This window comes from Mesorhizobium sp. B2-5-3 (assembly GCF_006441005.1).
In the GTDB taxonomy this organism is placed as follows: Bacteria; Pseudomonadota; Alphaproteobacteria; order Rhizobiales; family Rhizobiaceae; genus Mesorhizobium.
In genome coordinates this window covers 425,625-441,918 of the sequence record NZ_VFUS01000006.1, presented here as the reverse complement: position 1 = coordinate 441,918, position 16,294 = coordinate 425,625, and the positions used below count along the sequence as shown (strand labels likewise).

Here is a 16,294-nt window from a genome sequence, read left to right as displayed (position 1 = left end):
CGCCAGGAAATTCGATTGGCCGGGCCCCTAGCGACGTCCGGATCCCGCGCCCCGGACGAGGCCGATGATACAAACCGACAGGATGCCGCCAAGAAGGCCGGCAATGCCGACGCCAATCAGCACGCCGGGCGTGAGGGTGCCGACACCACGAGCGGTGGCATCGACAGCATTTTCGACGTTGCCGAGGAAGTTTGCCAAGGCGGGAATCCGACCGGCCAGCCCTGTCAGGGTCAGTCCTCCCACGACGCCAGCCGCCGCGACAGATTTCCAACCCAGCGCAGCCATGCGCCAAAACCAAGTCGTAGCGAAAGCTCCGCCCGCGCCGCAGATGGCTTCAATCAAAAGCAGGGCCGCTGTCTCAAGGCCGGACATGCTTGCATCGCCCACTTACTATCGGGCCATCCATCGCCCTTGCCGACCAGCAGAGTTCCGATTCCGGGATGTTCCGTGACCGCGGTCAGGCGGTCGCGGCCGCGCCTTGGCCGGCCATCGCCGAAGCGCGTTGAAGCGCATCGCGCAGAACCTGCTCCTTCGTCTCATCCAGCGACGTCTTAAGCACCACGCCGCCAAAGGCCTGGATCTCCTTGAGCACCTTGTCCGCTGTCATCTCGTGCGCGAGCACGAACAGGGCAGCGTCCCCAGGCTGGATGCTGGCTGACAGATCGCGCATGAACGCATCGTTGATACCCACGTCCGTCAAAGCGCCGCCAAGGGCTCCGGAGGTGGCGCCGACCGCAAGTCCGATCAACGGATTCAGGAAGAGAACACCGATAAGCAAGCCCCAGAAGCTACCGGATACAGCGCCTGCCGCCGTCGTATTCACAAGTTGATTGAGCTTTATCGCACCCGCCTCGGTCTTGGTGGCAATAACCGCGTCGCCAAGTTTAATAACGTATTCCTTTTGAAGTCCTATGAGCCGTTGACGTACCTCTTCAGCCTTGGCCTCGTTTGGATAGACGATGACGATCAGATCGGACATGGGACCCTCCTAGGCTAAGACTTTCCAAGGGCACGTAATACACATCCTAGAAGGTGAAAGATTGAGCCGGAAATCCGAATAGTGTGCAGCACGTCTCATTTTGCTTGCCTGTCCGACTGGCAAGCCTGCGGTCTCGACATTGGTTGTCGGCCGCTTCGTCCGTTGCGCTCGGCTTTGTCGCGACGAATTCTCGTCCGGAGCCGCCCGAACTTCTCCTATGTGATCAGAGGCGCGCTGCTGGTCTCGAGGGGTGGCTGATCCCGATCATGCGGCATCGTGCGCATCGACGGGCCGTTCGCGACGTCCAGGACAAAATGAAACCCTACGCAAAAAGCTTGCCGCGCTTGGGAACCGTCGCGGCAGGACAGGAGCCAATGCCGCAAAGCGGGTAACGGTCACGGTGAAAATGGTTGGATCATCGGGTCGTATCCGTTGGCCGAAAGCCTGTAACGAGCCAGCCCAGGCCGTGAAGAACTAGGTCGATACCCATGAACGCCCCAATCACCCAAACCCCGGTCGATGGCCATCCGATGAGTATCAAGAAGCCAGCCGCGAGACCGAACAGGCCGGAAACAAGCATCATCCATCGGTCGGTGGACAGGTAGCGCAGGCTCAAAGACATTCTTCCGAGCCCAGATATCACGAGCACGACACCGAGCACCCATGTGAGGATGATAGATCCCAGCACCGGCAAGCTGATGAGCAGGCAGCCAAAAACGACGTACAGGATGCCGAGCATCGTCTGCCAGAGAAAACCACGCCACCCGCCGGCCCAGATGGCGAGGGCGATCTCGACAAAGCCGGCGCATACGATCGCAATTCCCAGGACAAGTGCGCTGATGGTCGTGGCCAGCGCCAGATCGCCCAACACGAAGATCCCTGCCAGGATAAAGACGATTCCGATCGCCGAGTTCGTCCACGCAGATCGTCTGGGTTGCTGGGTCTCGGACAACTGCGTCATTCCCTTGCCTCTCTGAGTCATCTACGAATGCGGTGGAAATCCACCACGCGGCCAGTACGGGCATTCAGCACTATTTCGAAAGTGCTGCCGCCAATGCGACGCGCGTGATAAACAAAATTGCGTCCCCGGCAGTCCACGCGACGCACGTCCCTGAAGCCTCTGCTCTGAATCAATCGCTGGCCTTGAGCGCAAGTAATCGCGCGGCCGTTGTTAAGGTTTGATCCGATATTTATATTTACGGTCACAGCTCCCGCTGGGGACACAGCGGCAAGAGGAATACCAAAGCCGAGTGCGGCACTTAACAGGGCAGCTAGTGCATATCTCCGCATATCTTTCGTCCTCTTTGGTGAATTAAGCCGACATCACGCGCATGCGAACACGTTGTCAATAATTCTGCATGGTGACTCGGATATTTGGAGACACAATGCCTAGTTTCTGGATTCTTTGCATTTTATGCACTGCCGTCAGAGCGCGTGCGTTTTCGGTATTATTGTCGAAGCGCATCTCTTGGGATTAAAGCGTGTCGCGTCGAAACAGATTCAGGCGACTCGCTTTAAGTCTTTGTTTTGATGCATATCGTTGTCCCAGAACCGCTGCGCACTTCTGGGCGACATGCATTAACCGCTGGTTTGACGGATGGAGATTGTCATGGGTGCCATTGTTCCTGCCGCCGGCCGCGCCGAGGCACCAGGCGTCCAGAAACACTGCAATGCACGAGGAGCCGACGCGTATCTGGATCTCGAAAGCTGCGATGAAATGCGCGACCGAACTGGATAGTCTTCATCAGTTTTCCTGAGGTGGGAGGCTCAACCGCCGGCGCATAGAGATGGCACAGCTCGGCCAACACCCCAGGACAGGCGTCCCTGTATGATGGTCAGCGTCCACTGACCGTTCGAATACGTCGTTCCTTCCGGTCCCTTGGAGGGCAGATCGACCTCGGCCGCGTCGTTGACGGATACAGAAGCGCGATCCCCGAGGAGACGCACTGCCAGACGCGTGCCGTCCTGGCACTCGTAGTGACTGACTGGGTAGGGATTGCCCACGCCGATCGACGTGCCAAACGCGGAATGCTTGAAGCTTACAATCATCATGGCGCTGATTGCCGCGATCGATAGATTTTTTAGCACAATAGTCCTCCCAACTGGCGCATCGACGTGGATGAAAACAGAGAACCATGTCTTCCCTGCGGACCTGCGACTTTCGGACCGAGATTCGTCGCATCGACCAGAACGCCGGACATGTATCAATTGATCGGCAAACGCCTTCGCGGAGATGCTCTTTGAACAGGCGGGATACTTCCGCTGGCTCACGCCAATGGCCCCGCCGGCCTTTGCCAGGCTCGCTTTTGCTCCCGTCCAAGCTTGCATTCAGCCGTTTCAACAAATCCCAGTAGGCTTCCTAGCACCAGCGAGCCCAGAGCGCACTCAGAAGGGCGAGATGCACTGCCGGCGTGGGCCATTGTAGGGCTGCCAGCTATTGTCCGAGACCCGGTAGGAGCGGTACCGCTGCGAGCACCAGTTCACATGGTTGTTCCAAGCGCTGTGATTGTGCTGGCGGGCAGCCGAGATCGCCATCCCGCCGAGCAGCATTCCGCCAATGAGGCCCGCGGCGACGGCGCCGCTATTGTTCCTCGAATGCCGGTGATGGCGTGGCGGACGCGAGGGCCGATAATGGGGCGGCCTGTGGTGCGGTGGCCGTACTCCATGTCCCGGTCGATGGCGGGAAGGCCTCCTTAGGTCGATGTTCGTGACCGTATCGGAAACCGACGGCCTTAGCGCTCCGACGGGCATTGCCCAGGTGGGGGCTGCCATGCTTGCGATGATCGCAGCGACGATGATGCGCCTCATATGCTTCTCCGTGGACTTCATCCCGCCGTGCGACCTGCTGCTGCGGATGGCATCAAAGCCAAGTAATTTAAGGCAGTACCTGGTTTTCTTGGAATATGCGGTGAATCCCAAACGTGGATCGAGCGTTTATTTCTTGCTTGCGGTATGAATGAGGCTAGTCGAACAGCATGTCTTTCCGCCAATGACGCCCGTCGCGACAGGCGCCACCAGTGTTGCTCGAATGCCGGTGGCGATGCGGGACGGAGGGCCAGTGGTATGGTAGCGGTGCGCCGGTCTTTAGCGAGCTAGCGACAGACCCTCTCGACGCCTCGCTTGGACGATAATCACCTCCTGGGGAGGCTCTCACCCTGCTGAAAATCACCGCCCGGAGCGGCCTCTTGGCGTCCCGGCGACAAAGGCGCGCCCAATGCCATGCGCGCTACCTTCAAATGGCCTGCCATGCAATCAACACATAGAGAACTCGCGATGAAATTCGATCTGAAATCGCCGCCCGGCAAGCCCCGGCCCAATGTCGCGTAAACTCCGAATAAATCGGAAGGCACATTCACTTTTTCTAGTGTCGATTTAGATTGTCGTGACATCGCAAATCCACCGAATTCGATGTCACAGAATTGAATAATAATCGAACGTGCAAGTTACAAATTTGCAATATTAGTGAAAATAACTCTACATATCGTCTTTATAAATACTATGGAATGAAAATGACAAAACTTTCATGATATGGCAATGATGCCGTAATGTAGGTTCTTCTAACCATCCTGGCCAAGGATGCTCAGTGCATCTCACTCAAAAGGATGGAACCCCATGAATATTGTCCCCAATTCGTATTCCGGAACTCGTCGGCGCCTGGCGGCGGCTGTAGTGTCGCTGAGCGCTGTAGGCGCTGTAGGCGTCGGAGCTGTTGTTTCCGGCACTGCCCCCGTGCTGGCCGACGCGGTGCATGTCCAGGCGCCGCAGATGCCGAGCTTCGCCGATGTCGTCGAGCAGGTTTCGCCGGCGGTCGTCAGCGTCAAGGTCAAGTCCACGGTCCAGCCGGTCGCCGACGACGGTTCCGACGATCAGGATGGTTTCGAGAACCTGCCCGACAACCGGCAGCAGGGCGGCTTCAAACATGGTGACGGCAAGCCGCGCCCGGTGGCACAGGGTTCAGGCTTCTTCATCTCGGAGGACGGATATCTCGTCACCAACAATCACGTCGTCTCGGAAGGCTCGTCCTTCACCATCGTCACCAGTGACGGTAAGGAACTCGACGCCAAGCTGGTCGGCACCGATCCGCGGACGGACCTGGCTGTGCTGAAGGTCGATGGCGGCGGCAAGTTCACCTATGTCGACTTCGCCGACGACTCCAAGATCCGCATCGGTGATTGGGTGGTGGCAGTCGGCAACCCGTTCGGCCTCGGCGGCACCGTCACTTCCGGCATTGTATCCGCTCGGGGCCGCGATATCGGCGCCGGCCCCTATGACGACTTCATCCAGATCGATGCTCCGGTCAATCATGGCAATTCGGGGGGCCCGACTTTCAATCTCAATGGCCAGGTGATCGGTATCAACACAGCCATCTTCTCGCCGTCGGGCGGCAGTGTCGGCATTGGTTTCGACATCCCGGCCTCGACCGCCAAGCAGGTCGTGGAAGACCTGATGAAGGAAGGCTCCATCAAGCGAGGTTGGCTCGGCGTCCAGATCCAGCCGGTCACCGCTGAAATTGCTGAATCCCTTGGTCTGAAATCCGACAAGGGCACACTGGTCTCGAACGCCCAGGACGCTGGTCCCGGCAACAAGGCAGGCATTGCCGCCGGTGACGTCATCACCCAGGTCGACGGCAAGGATGTCGATTCGCCCAAAGACCTCGCCCGCACGATCGGCGCCTATGCGCCGGGCAAGTCGGTCGATCTTACCGTATTGCGTAGTGGCAAAAGCCGGACGATCAAGGTCGATCTCGGCACACTGCCGTCCAGCGACAAGCAGGCCTCCGGCGATGACGGCAAGCAGGTCGCGCCTGCCAAGGCCGACGCATTGGCCGATCTTGGCCTGACCATCGCCAAGTCAGACGATGGCAAAGGACTGGTCGTCACCGATGTGGATCCCAATAGCGATGCGGCCGATCGTGGCATCCAGCCGGGCGATGTCATCACCGCCGTCAGTTCGGCCAAGGTGAACACCACTGATGACGTCTCCAAGGCCATGGCCGATGCAGCCAAGGCTGGCCGCAAGGCCGTACTGATGCAGATCACCCGCGACGACTCGAGCCGGTTCGTCGCGCTGCCCGTGGGCAAGGCCTGACAGAAGGCGGCCTGGAGCCTGTTGGTTTCAGGGCGCCCGCCCCAAATGCTGCCGCCGCGATAGCCGCGAACATCCAGCAATTTCCCGCGGCGATGTCTGCCGCCAAGCCGCTGCGGGAACAAGGAGCCGAGCACGTCAGTCCGTCGTCGTGCCTCGCTCCTGGCGGCAGCGGGCTCCCTACGCCCGCTGCCGTTTTCCGCCATTTACGTCAGTGGCAAATCGACTGCATCATGAGCCTGAACGGATGTCGGGGCTCGCGGTGTTTCTTCTGCTCACCATGTTCGTCAGCACGCCCACGCTCGGCACGGGCCGCACGACGAGACTCCAGGGAGTGGTCCATCTCGGCATATTCGCCATGTTCCTGCTGATTTCGGCCGTGCCCTGAAGCCCCAGCTAGCCGCCTCTGTCGGCCTGTGCTGCAACCTTGCTGGCAAGATGGGTTTTGAGGGCGGCGAGGTCCTGTCGCGACCAGTCCTTCACGCCCAACACCGCACTCCAGGCTTCCACATAGTCCTGCGGCGCGTAGACATGGCCGTAGCCGATCGGCGTGGTTGTCGCCACGGCCATATCGAGACCGAGCTGCAGCATGGTCACCACCGGGTACCAGCTCAGTTGCGGCGAGACGTCCGGCCCGCGCGGCGCCTTCATCCAATCCGGCTGCCGGTAGGCGTCGCGATAATCGAAGAATACGATCGGGTCGCTGGCATATTGCAGGTAGACGATCCTCAGCGGGCCCCAGGGCGTGTCGGGCGCCACCGCCGGGCCGCTTTGGTTCATGAACCGGACCAGGCTGCTATTGCGGAAGATCGGCAGCCACTGCGGCGAGCCGTTGTTGCGCGTATCGCTCACCGAGCGCCAGATGCGGCTTTCGAAGGGCGGGCCGCTCCAGAGTGCGCCGCTGATCGGATCGCTGAATATCTCGAACAGCCCGGCCGATCTTTCGGAGTTCATGGCGCCAAGGCTGAGCCCGTGCAGGTAAAGCCTCGGCCGCCACTGCTTCGGCAGGGTGGTCCAGTAGCCGTAGATTTCGAGGAACAGCGCCCGGGCCGTCTCGGCGCCGTATTCCGGCTGCGCCAGCAGCGACAGCGGACTGCTCAGATAGGAATATTGCGCGGCGACGCTGGCGACATCGCCGCGGCACAGATATTCGAGCGCATCCATCGAGGCCGGATCGATCCATCCGGTCCCGGTCGGCGTGATGACCACAAGCGTGGATTTGCTGAAGCCGCCCGCCCGCTTCAGCTCCTCCAGCGCGAGTTTCGCGCGGGCTTGCGCACTGTTCGCCGCTCCCAGCCCGACATAGACCCGGACCGGCTGTTGCGCCGGCCGGCCGGTGAAGGTCCCTATCTCGGCGGCGGCGGGACCGTCCGCGATGAACTCGCGGCCGGCGCGGCCGAGCTCGTCCCACCTGACCAGCGAGGCGGGGCTTCCGGTCCTGGAGGGTTCGCTCGGCTGCTGGCGCTCCGGTTCCATGAGTGCGTCGAACTTGGCGAACGAGGAATCGAGCGCGCCGAAGATCGCGCGGATCGCAACGTCGCTCACCAGCAACCAGATGAGCAGCACGGCGACAGCGGCGCCGGCGACATTCGCCAGGCGCCGGGGTATGTAGCGTCTCAGTGCCCCGGCGATGGCGCGCACCAGCCAAGCGACAAGGCGCGCCAGCGCGAGCACGACGATGAAGGTGCAAATGGCCAGGGCGCAGACATTGAGGGGATGAGCGCCATCGACAGCCGGCATGCCCATCACCGCGCGGATGGAGTTCTGCCACGCGCCGGATCGCCACAGTGCCACAACGGCAAGGCCGAGGCACGGGACCAGGATAATCGCCTTGGACAGCAAACGCGGCCGTGGCGGCAGTTCCGGAATCTCGAGATATTTCCACAGCCACCGCAAGGCGACGCCAAGGCTGTAGCCGATGGCGAAGCACGCGCCCGCCAGTACGCCTTGCGTCAGGTCGGTGCGGGGAACGAGCGTCGGCGTCAGGGCGGCCGCGAAGAACAGCATGCCGAGGGCCATGCCGACACCGGAGAGCGATCGCCAGATACTAAGGAAACGAGTAGTTATCACTTGGGTGTTACGCCTCGAGTTGGACCGCAGGATAACGTTGGCCTATGGTTTTTATATCTTCGGAGTCGCGCGTCCGCTATTGGCCTCCTAACCAGTCGGGCTCATGCCCTGGGTCAACATGCATCGACCCCTTTGCGGGACAAGACAGAGATACTACGCGTAGTAAAAACTAGTGCTCCCCCGGTTCCTTAGGTTCGCCAGACCATACCAGAGAATATGAAGGAAACGGGTTGCCGAACCGTCCGCTAACGTGTTGACTTCCAGTAGAAGACGTCGATCCTCCGGGCCGACCATTGTCGTTATCCGCCATTAGGCTACGAAGCGGTTCGCCAAGGCGATTCGAGGCGATGGTCTAGACACTCGCCGATCGCATCGTCTGCGGATGGCAGCTTTGCGCCTCCAACCCGCCGTTTAGCTCCAAACTGCGTGAGCTAGGAAGCAGACGTTGGACTAGCCCGGCCAAAGGCCCTGAAGCCATGTGGCACCGCAGCGCCGGCAATATTCGTGAACCGAGTGTTACGTTTACCCAGCGCGCTGCTTGAGTTCAGGAAAATCTGGTCTCTGCGCCAACCTTGGCCTCAGGAACATCCCCATCTACCGCTGCCTTCTCCGCCACCAGTCAAGTATCCGCAGGCTGTGTGCGCCAGTCATACTCTTGCCGGAACCCAAGGATGTCGCGCAGCTTCCGATTTGAGATCGGTCCCTCGAATACATCCAGGGCGCGTGTGACTGGTATGTTGGGTGCGTGCTTGCTGAGAAATTCCGCCGTCGGCATCTCGGCCACGATGTTGTCGTTGACTGCGTTGAATATCTGGAACCCCAAGCCGTCCTTCTCGATGCACAGATCGACGATCTGGCCGAGATCGCGCACGTCCATGTAGGTCCAGCCGTCGCGCCGCCGTTTCGAGGCGTCGGCCAGGAATTCCGGGAAGCGGCCATAGTCCCGCGGTTCGACGACTCCGCCGATCCGCAGGGCATAGACGTCGGCTCCAGTACGGGAGGCGAAAGAGCGCCCAATCTTCTCCCCCAGCACTTTGGAGAGACCATAGCTGTCGGTCGGATCGACGTCATAGTCCTCGTCCACCGGAAACGATGTGAAATCGCGGTCGCCTTCGGCAAAGCACACACCGTACACCGTTTCGCTGGAAGCAGTGACGATCTTGCGGATGCCAAGCTTGGTGGCGGCTTCGATCACATTGTAGGTCGACTGCACATTGGCGGCGAACATGGCGTTATCCGGTCGCAGGAATATCCGCGGGATCGCCGCGAAATGGACCACTGCGTCGACCGGGCCGCGGCTCCTTCCGCCGAAGTATTCGTTGAACCCGAAATGCAGCGTCAGTGCATTGTAGGTCTCGCCAGCGTCCGCAAGATTGGTGATGACGGTGTCGACGCCCTGCACATCGAGCGGCGTCAGGTCGAGATTCAGAACCTGATGCCCGCGCTCGAGCAGGTAGGGTATGACGTGACGGCCGATCTTGCCGCTGCCGCCGGTGAAGATGATCCGCTTGCCCATGGCTTCCTCACAACGGATTTGTTTGATCGAGCAGTTCAATCCGCCCGGCCCGGTCGTCAGCTATTCAAAGATGCCGAAGCCTGGCACGGCGCGCTTACGGACGCCTTCCATGTCGAGCTCGACGCCGATGCCGGGCACGTCAGGCACCACGATGTGGCCGTCTTCGACGATCGACTTCGCGCCGTCAGGAAGGCGCACATAACTGTCCCACGCCTCCCGCTCTTCAAGCGCGTGCCACTCCAGCACGAGGAAGTTCGGAACGCTGGCGCAGACATGGCATGTCGCCATCGTGCCCAGCGGTGTCGACACCAGGTGCGGCGCGAACGGCACGTAGTACATCTCGGCGAGATTCGCGATCTTGCGGCTTTCCGCAAGACCGCCGCATTTCGGCACGTCGGGCATGATGACGTCGGCGCCATAGTTCTGGAACAGTTCGCGGAAGCCCCAGCGCAGGTAGAGATTTTCGCCGACGCAGATCGGCGTCTTGGTCCGCATGCGGATCTGCTTCAGGGCCTCGACATTTTCCGCCGGGATCGGCTCTTCCAGCCAGAGAAGGTTGAAGCGTTCCATCTCGGCCGCTATGCGGCTGGCGCTGAGCACGTCGTAGCGCGCGTGCAGGTCGATGCAGAGATCGATGTCCGGGCCTATCGCGTCGCGCACCGCTGCAACACGCTCGACCATGAAGCGCAGTTCGGCGCCATTGATGGTATGGTTCACCGCGTCGAACTTCGCCGGATGGCGCAGATTGTCGATGTCGAATTTCAGCGCCGTGAAGCCTTCCGCCACCATGCGGCGCGCGCGTGCCGCGCATCCCTGCGGCGATCCCGATTCCTCATCGCCGTCGCCGCAATCTGCATAGAGTCTTATCCGGTCGCGGAACTTGCCGCCGAACATGCGATAAAGCGGCTGCCCGGCGGCTTTCGCCGCCACGTCCCACAGCGCCATCTCCAGTCCGGTCAGCGCGATGAGAAAGACGCCGGCTTGCGCACCGGAAAACACATGGTCACGGCGAATCTTGTCCCAGCAATATTCGACATTGCGCGGATCCTGGCCGATCAGTTCCGACTTCAGTTCCGAAATCAGCCCGACGATTGCGGCGGCGCCTGCATCGGGATTTGCCTCGCCATAACCGGAGATGCCGGCGTCCGTATCGATGCGGATCAGGGTCGCCTTGCCGTGATAGGCGACGACCGCTGTCCTGATGTCCGTGATCTTCATCGAAACCTCCTCCCCGTGATGGCGCGCGGCGCCTTCAAATGCATATGGTCAGTTTACATCAACTTGTCCAATAAGCATACAAGATGAGAAGATGGGACGTAAACCCCCTTTGAACGATTTTGCGCGAATACACCTTGCAACGGCAGGTATCATTGAATTACTTGGAAAATTCGTGGCTCCGCACCAAGCGCCATAAATATGCCAGAACCTACTTGTTAGACGAGTATATAAGCGTATAAATTTGACTTTAGCAGGGTGATAGCCCTGCCTGCCAATCAGGAGGAACAGGATGCAACAGCGACAGTTGGGATCGTCGCCGGTCAGGGTATCGGAGATCGGTCTAGGCACTTGGGGTATGTCCGGCGCCTTTTGGGGCGCGGCCGACGACGAGGAATCGATCCGGGTGATCCGACGCGCCGCGGAGCTTGGCATAACGCTGATCGACACGGCCGAAGCCTATGGACATGGCCATGCCGAGGAGATCGTCGGAAAGGCACTGGCTGGCCGTCGCGACAAGGCTGTTATCGCGACCAAGGTTGCGCCCAATCACCTCGAACCCGCCGCGATTGAGGCGGCGCTCGACGGTTCGCTGAAGCGGATGCAGACGGACTATGTCGATGTCTATTTTGTCCACTGGCCGAACTCGGATTTTCCGATCGGCCCGACCATGGAGATGATGGAGCGGCTGCGGTCGTCCGGGCGTATCAAGGCAGTCGGCGTCTCGAATTTCAGCACCGCCGACATGGACAGCGCCCGTCAGCATGGCGTCGTCGACGTGCTCCAGCCACCCTACAACATGCTGTGGCGCGAGGTTGAGGCTGAGACGCTGCCCTATTGCCGCAAGCATAATATCGGCGTGATGCCCTATAGCGGTCTCGCCCAGGGTTTGCTTACAGGGCTGTTGTCGCCGGACACCAAATTCGTCGAAGGCGATGAGCGCCGCACCACCGTTCTGTTCCAGCCGGGCACCTACGAGCGCGCGGTTGACGCCGTCGACGCCCTGAAGCCGATTGCGGCGCGCTACGGCAAGACGGTTCCGCAGCTTGCGATCCAGTGGCTTACCAACAGGCCGGGCGTGAGTTCGCCGCTGGTCGGCGCGCGCACGGTCAAGGAACTCGAGGAAAATGCTGAGAGCACAGGCTGGGCGATTTCCGACGCGGACATCGCTGCCATCGACAAGATTACCGGACCGGTATGGGCGGAAATCAAAGACAAGGGCGACATGTTCGGTTTTCGCGCGCGCCAGCGCCAGGAACAGCAAGCAAAAAGCGCCTGATATCGGCCGCGTCCTCCCGGCGCGCAGCGGCGCGGCCAGCCCGATTGCTGGCTGCGCCGCTCGGGAGCATCGGCTGGCGATTTCTTATGGGGGCAGGCCAACGGCCGTGGTGATCTTCAGGTGCCGGCGCATCGCCTCTTCCGCCCGTTTTGCATCACGCGCCACGAGCGCCTCGTAGATCGCTCTGTGCATCTCAGTCGCCGAGGGCAGGGCATGAGGCACCTGGTTGCTGATGCGCCTGCTTGCCATCTGCCACCACCGGGAGGAGTACATGAAGCGGTCGAGGATCCTATTCTTGGCTGCCCGGCAAATCTCCATGTGGAAATCCAGATCGAGTTTCAGATAGGCGTCCGCATTGTCTTCGCTGGCCGACATCGCTGCCAGCAGGGTGCCAAGACGCTCGAGGTTTTCTTTGGTCATATGCTTGGCCGCGATGGCGGTGATGGCCGGTTCGATGATTATCCGCGTCGCGTGCGCTTCCGCCAAGATCTCGCGGGTCTGCTCGGGCGGCAGCCAGTCGATAAGCAATGGACTGAGATAGTCCCATTCGTCTGCCGGACGCAGCACCACGCGTCGTCCCTGCGCGATCTCGATCATGTCGAGAGACGCCAGGATCTTGAGCGCTTCCCGTGCCACCGCGCGCGAAACCCCGAACTCCTGAAGGATCTGCTGCTCCGACGGTCCCTGGCCGCCGGCGACGCCGCTGCTGGCGATGCGGCGCGCGAGCACGCCGGCCACCTGCTTGGGCAAAGTTTGAAGCTTGACCTCCATGGCATCCATCATTAACATCCACTTGTCTGATAAGCTTATAGGCTGATAGCTAGATATGCAGTCAACTTATCTCATGGTGCTCAGTAGCCTATAACTCGGCCTGCGGGAAGGGAGGATCGAACGGTGCCCGGCGGGCTCGCAAGCGTCGTTCGGGACGTAGTCCAGGCAGTCTCGCTGCGGGAGGAGCAAGCCGCCGCGGATTTGCCGGAAAGGTTGAAGTTATCGGCCGACCCTTGGATGGGCCGACCAATCAAACCAAGGAGGAGATTATGATGTCCGCAAACCTATCGAGACGCAAATTCCTGGCCGCGAGCGCGGCAGTGACGGCCGGCTCGCTAGCCGCGCCATGGATCGCCAGGGCAGACGCGAACGAGATCACCGCACTGCTGATCACCGGCGGCCCGCTCTATCCCAAATACTGGGAAAAGATCGTTCAGGATTTCACCGCCAAGACCGGTATCAAGGTTCGCTACGACTTGCTGGAATTCACCCCGCTGACCGCGAAGGTGGTCACGTTGAGCGCAGCGCGATCGAGCCAATACGACGTCTATAGCACCCATACGGCGCAGATCGATTCCTACTTCAACCATTTTGCGCCGCTGAACAGCTATTTCAGCGACAGCGAACTCGCGGAATTCTACCCGGTCGCTGTCAAGTATCTGCGCGATCCCAAGACTGGAAATCTGGCGGCCATTCCGCGCAACATGGATTCGCGCGTCCAGTACTACCGCAGCGACATCTATCAGGAAAAAGGCCTGAAGCCGGCTGAGACCTGGGAGGAGCTCGTCGACGTCGGGCTGAAACTGACCGGCAATGGCCATTATGGGCTGGTCGTGCCGGGGCAGGGCGATCCAGCACAACGCACCTTCAGCGATCTGCTCTGGCAAGCCGGCGGCGATTGGGTGGACCAGGCCAACAAGCCGGCCTTCAATTCCGAAGCCGGCATCAAGGCCCTGACCTTCTATCGCGATCTCATCCAGAAGCACAAAATCGTGCCACCCGATGCGGTCGGCTATCAGTGGAACGAGAATTCAACCGAATTCTCGTCCGGCACGGTCTATGCGAATTTCGATTGGCCGGGCGCCTTCGCGACCCTATCGAATCCGGAGAACTCACGTGTCGTCGGCAAGTGGTCGACTGCGCCCTATGTCAAGGACAAGGCCGCGATTTCATGCGCCATTTCGCATGCCATGGCGCTCAACGGACAATCCGGACGCAAGGACGCCGCCGTCGAATTCATCAAGTATACGGTCGGTCCGGAGGCGCAGCGGTTGCAGTTCGATCAATTCACCAACTTCCCCAGCAGCCAGGCGATCGCCAAGGAAGTGATATCAGCGGCAAAGGGGCCTCAGGCCGTGTGGCTGCAGCAGCTCGAGACGACGATAGCCAACGGCAAGGAATGGCCGAAGCTAGCCGGCTTCTCGAAAGTCTGCACGCTGATGTTTTCGGCCATCGAACAGGCCTTGACCGACCAGGTCTCTCCCGCGGACTCGCTCAACCAGGCGGCGACGGAGGCCGAGGAGATCATGCGTCGGGCCGGAGCTTACGATTGACGATGCCGTCCGTCGCGCAGCATACGGTGTCGGGGCGTCGGCGACGTTCCCCGCTGCCCTACACCTGGCAGAGAGGATACCTTCTGGCCAGCCCGGCGCTCCTCGTCATGCTGGCCATCCTGCTCTATCCGCTCGGATACTCTTTCACCATGAGTTTCTTCCGCTGGGATCTGAGCGGTTCGGCGCCCTTCATCGGGATGGCAAATTACACCGACGAACTCTTCGGCCGCCAGTTCAACCAGGCACTGCGAAATCAGACCATATTCAGCATCATTTCGATCACGATTGAAGTGGTGGCTGGAATGGCGATCGCCGTGCTCGTCAATGGCAAATTGCGCGGCATGCGGCTCGCGCGCACCTTGCTCCTGGTGCCTCCGATGATCGCGCCCGCAGTGGTGGGCCTGAATTTCCGGTGGCTGTTCAACACCCAGTACGGCCTGGTCGACGCGCTGTTGCGCATGTTCAACCTGCCCGACATTCCATGGCTCAACCATCCGACCTGGGCGCTCGTCTCCGTGATCGTCGCCGATGTCTGGCAGAACACGCCGTTGATGGTGCTACTGTTCCTTGCCGGCCTGCAGTCCTTGCCGCAGGAACCGCTCGAGGCGGCCACCGCGGACGGCGCGACGCCATGGCAGCGCTTCTGGCATATCGTGCTGCCGCTGATGCGTCCGATCATCATGATCGCCCTGATGCTTCGCATCATCGACACGTTCCGGACCTTCGACGTCGTCTGGCTGATGACGCAGGGCGGGCCGGGCGGCGCCACCAACCTGCTCACCGTCTATTCCTACCTGCTGGCGTTTCAGGCGGTGGATTTCGGACATGCGGCGGCCGTCTCCTACATTGCTTTGGGGATGTCGCTGTTCGTGCTCGGGCTCCTCTACGGAATACCGTGGCTGATTGCGAAACGGAGAGCGATATGAGCGAAGCCGCAATCGTTAGCGCACGTCCCAGGCCAAAGCGCCGGCGCCGTCGATTTACGGTGGGAACCGCCGGCCAGTATATGGCGCTGGCCCTGACCGTCGCGTTCACCGTCTTTCCGCTGGTATGGCTGTTCCTAACGTCGATCCGCAGTTCGGCCGACATCTTCTCGGTGCCGGTGCACATCATTCCCGAGACCGCGACGCTAACACAATACGTCTCCGTTTTCGCGGAGTACGACACGATGGACTATGTCTGGAACACCGTCATCGTCTCGGCGGCGACGGTCATCCTCGTCCATCTGCTGGCCATTCCTTGCGCCTATGCCTTGTCGCGTTTCAGGATGCCGGGCGCCATGCTGATTTTCGGGCTGCTTTTGATCATGCGCATGATCCCGGTCATAGCGCTTGCCATTCCGCTCTTTGCCGTGTTTGCCGCCATGGGCATGCTCGACACCATCTGGGCGCTGATCCTGTGCCATACGGCGGCCAAACTGCCTGTCGCCATCTGGCTGCTTCTGGGCTTCATCCAGGACGTGCCGAAAGAGATCGAGGAGGCTGCCCAGTCAGACGGCGCCGGCACGGTGCGCACGCTGGTCCAGATCGTGACGCCGCTGATTGCTCCTGGTATTGGCGCCAGCGCGGTCATCACCTTCCTCTTCACCTGGAACGACCTGCTGCTTGCCCTGACCCTGACCTCCAGCAAGGCCGCGCAGACTCTGCCGGTCGGGCTCACCAACTTCGTCTCGCAATTCGGCATCGACTGGGGCGCGATGTCGGCAGCCGGCGTCCTGATGGTCATCCCGACGTTGGTGTTTGTCTGGTTTGCCCAGGGGCTGCTGGTCAAGGGTCTCACCACCGGTGCCGTCCGCGGCTGAATGGCGGACATGCACCCAGAACGCT

The 16,294-nt window shown here is 60.6% G+C and carries 15 protein-coding genes and 1 pseudogene; 7 read left to right on the top strand and 9 right to left on the bottom strand.

Features of this window, described 5'->3' with window-relative positions; translation table 11 throughout:
- Positions 1–27: 27 nt before the first annotated feature.
- The 5 genes from FJ867_RS17345 to FJ867_RS29020 form a co-directional block, all read right to left on the bottom strand.
- Positions 28–372, bottom strand: a complete 345-nt coding sequence (locus FJ867_RS17345) for a hypothetical protein (protein ID WP_140499394.1) — start codon at positions 370–372, stop codon at positions 28–30.
- A gap of 85 nt (positions 373–457) precedes the next feature.
- A complete protein-coding gene (locus FJ867_RS17340; RefSeq protein WP_140499392.1) occupies positions 458–979 on the bottom strand; it encodes a DUF1269 domain-containing protein in 522 nt (173 codons plus the stop codon).
- 415 nt (positions 980–1,394) lie between these two features.
- A complete protein-coding gene (locus FJ867_RS17335) occupies positions 1,395–1,940 on the bottom strand; it encodes a DUF308 domain-containing protein (protein WP_181167676.1) in 546 nt (181 codons plus the stop codon).
- Positions 1,941–2,746: 806 nt separating this feature from the next.
- Positions 2,747–3,307 carry a hypothetical protein gene (locus FJ867_RS29025; protein WP_224680587.1) on the bottom strand — a complete coding sequence of 187 codons (561 nt, stop codon included), beginning with the start codon at positions 3,305–3,307 and terminating at the stop codon, positions 2,747–2,749.
- Between the two features lie 57 nt (positions 3,308–3,364).
- Entirely contained in the window at positions 3,365–3,514 is a 150-nt protein-coding gene (locus tag FJ867_RS29020) for a BA14K family protein (RefSeq protein ID WP_224618859.1), read from the bottom strand.
- Between the two features lie 166 nt (positions 3,515–3,680).
- Here FJ867_RS29020 and FJ867_RS29015 point away from each other — a divergent pair, with 166 nt between their 5' ends.
- From FJ867_RS29015 to FJ867_RS17310, 3 genes and pseudogenes are all read left to right on the top strand, one after another.
- Entirely contained in the window at positions 3,681–3,935 is a 255-nt protein-coding gene (locus FJ867_RS29015; protein ID WP_224618816.1) for a hypothetical protein, read from the top strand.
- A gap of 656 nt (positions 3,936–4,591) precedes the next feature.
- Positions 4,592–6,067: a Do family serine endopeptidase gene (locus FJ867_RS17315; protein WP_140818002.1), complete on the top strand. Its 1,476-nt coding sequence runs from the start codon at positions 4,592–4,594 to the stop codon at positions 6,065–6,067.
- A 259-nt stretch (positions 6,068–6,326) separates the two neighbouring features.
- Positions 6,327–6,452, top strand: a pseudogene (locus FJ867_RS17310) (ionic transporter y4hA); the annotation flags it as partial.
- Positions 6,453–6,460: 8 nt separating this feature from the next.
- On the opposite strand, the gene FJ867_RS17305 reads toward FJ867_RS17310, so the two are convergent.
- The 3 genes from FJ867_RS17305 to FJ867_RS17295 all read right to left on the bottom strand — a co-directional run bounded on the left by FJ867_RS17305 (position 6,461) and on the right by FJ867_RS17295 (position 10,868).
- Positions 6,461–8,083, bottom strand: coding sequence for an alpha/beta-hydrolase family protein (locus FJ867_RS17305; RefSeq protein WP_140517423.1), 1,623 nt, complete (start codon positions 8,081–8,083; stop codon positions 6,461–6,463).
- A 670-nt stretch (positions 8,084–8,753) separates the two neighbouring features.
- A complete protein-coding gene (locus tag FJ867_RS17300; RefSeq protein WP_140499382.1) occupies positions 8,754–9,650 on the bottom strand; it encodes an NAD(P)-dependent oxidoreductase in 897 nt (298 codons plus the stop codon).
- Between the two features lie 60 nt (positions 9,651–9,710).
- Positions 9,711–10,868 (bottom strand): mandelate racemase/muconate lactonizing enzyme family protein, encoded by a 1,158-nt coding sequence (locus FJ867_RS17295; RefSeq protein WP_140499380.1) that lies wholly within the window; start codon positions 10,866–10,868, stop codon positions 9,711–9,713.
- A 289-nt stretch (positions 10,869–11,157) separates the two neighbouring features.
- Here FJ867_RS17295 and FJ867_RS17290 point away from each other — a divergent pair, with 289 nt between their 5' ends.
- Positions 11,158–12,144, top strand: a complete 987-nt coding sequence (locus FJ867_RS17290; protein WP_140499378.1) for an aldo/keto reductase — start codon at positions 11,158–11,160, stop codon at positions 12,142–12,144.
- Positions 12,145–12,228: 84 nt separating this feature from the next.
- Here FJ867_RS17290 and FJ867_RS17285 read toward each other — a convergent pair whose 3' ends face one another.
- A complete protein-coding gene (locus tag FJ867_RS17285) occupies positions 12,229–12,924 on the bottom strand; it encodes an FCD domain-containing protein (protein ID WP_224680586.1) in 696 nt (231 codons plus the stop codon).
- A gap of 263 nt (positions 12,925–13,187) precedes the next feature.
- On the opposite strand from FJ867_RS17285, the gene FJ867_RS17280 reads away from it, so the two are divergent.
- Genes FJ867_RS17280 through FJ867_RS17270 form a run of 3 tightly spaced genes read left to right on the top strand, consistent with a single transcriptional unit; the run spans position 13,188 to position 16,269 of the window.
- Positions 13,188–14,468, top strand: coding sequence for a sugar ABC transporter substrate-binding protein (locus tag FJ867_RS17280; RefSeq protein ID WP_181168377.1), 1,281 nt, complete (start codon positions 13,188–13,190; stop codon positions 14,466–14,468).
- Positions 14,469–14,470: 2 nt separating this feature from the next.
- Positions 14,471–15,394 (top strand): sugar ABC transporter permease, encoded by a 924-nt coding sequence (locus FJ867_RS17275; RefSeq protein ID WP_224680589.1) that lies wholly within the window; start codon positions 14,471–14,473, stop codon positions 15,392–15,394.
- Complete coding sequence (locus FJ867_RS17270; protein WP_140818000.1) at positions 15,391–16,269, top strand: carbohydrate ABC transporter permease; 879 nt, start codon at positions 15,391–15,393, stop codon at positions 16,267–16,269. Before FJ867_RS17275 ends, FJ867_RS17270 begins: the two co-directional genes overlap by 4 nt.
- The last annotated feature ends 25 nt before the right edge of the window (positions 16,270–16,294 follow it).

Coding starts and splice junctions, on each gene's coding strand:
- FJ867_RS17285 (WP_224680586.1), bottom strand. CDS start 12,924: ATGGATGCCATGGAGGTCAAGCTTCAAACTTTGCCCAAGCAGGTGGCC.
- FJ867_RS29020 (WP_224618859.1), bottom strand. CDS start 3,514: ATGGCGATCTCGGCTGCCCGCCAGCACAATCACAGCGCTTGGAACAAC.
- FJ867_RS17305 (WP_140517423.1), bottom strand. CDS start 8,083: ATGGCCCTCGGCATGCTGTTCTTCGCGGCCGCCCTGACGCCGACGCTC.
- FJ867_RS29025 (WP_224680587.1), bottom strand. CDS start 3,307: ATGCAAGCTTGGACGGGAGCAAAAGCGAGCCTGGCAAAGGCCGGCGGG.
- FJ867_RS17280 (WP_181168377.1), top strand. CDS start 13,188: ATGTCCGCAAACCTATCGAGACGCAAATTCCTGGCCGCGAGCGCGGCA.
- FJ867_RS17275 (WP_224680589.1), top strand. CDS start 14,471: ATGCCGTCCGTCGCGCAGCATACGGTGTCGGGGCGTCGGCGACGTTCC.
- FJ867_RS17270 (WP_140818000.1), top strand. CDS start 15,391: ATGAGCGAAGCCGCAATCGTTAGCGCACGTCCCAGGCCAAAGCGCCGG.
- FJ867_RS17315 (WP_140818002.1), top strand. CDS start 4,592: ATGAATATTGTCCCCAATTCGTATTCCGGAACTCGTCGGCGCCTGGCG.
- FJ867_RS17335 (WP_181167676.1), bottom strand. CDS start 1,940: ATGACGCAGTTGTCCGAGACCCAGCAACCCAGACGATCTGCGTGGACG.
- FJ867_RS17345 (WP_140499394.1), bottom strand. CDS start 372: ATGTCCGGCCTTGAGACAGCGGCCCTGCTTTTGATTGAAGCCATCTGC.
- FJ867_RS17290 (WP_140499378.1), top strand. CDS start 11,158: ATGCAACAGCGACAGTTGGGATCGTCGCCGGTCAGGGTATCGGAGATC.
- FJ867_RS29015 (WP_224618816.1), top strand. CDS start 3,681: ATGTTCGTGACCGTATCGGAAACCGACGGCCTTAGCGCTCCGACGGGC.
- FJ867_RS17300 (WP_140499382.1), bottom strand. CDS start 9,650: ATGGGCAAGCGGATCATCTTCACCGGCGGCAGCGGCAAGATCGGCCGT.
- FJ867_RS17295 (WP_140499380.1), bottom strand. CDS start 10,868: ATGAAGATCACGGACATCAGGACAGCGGTCGTCGCCTATCACGGCAAG.
- FJ867_RS17340 (WP_140499392.1), bottom strand. CDS start 979: ATGTCCGATCTGATCGTCATCGTCTATCCAAACGAGGCCAAGGCTGAA.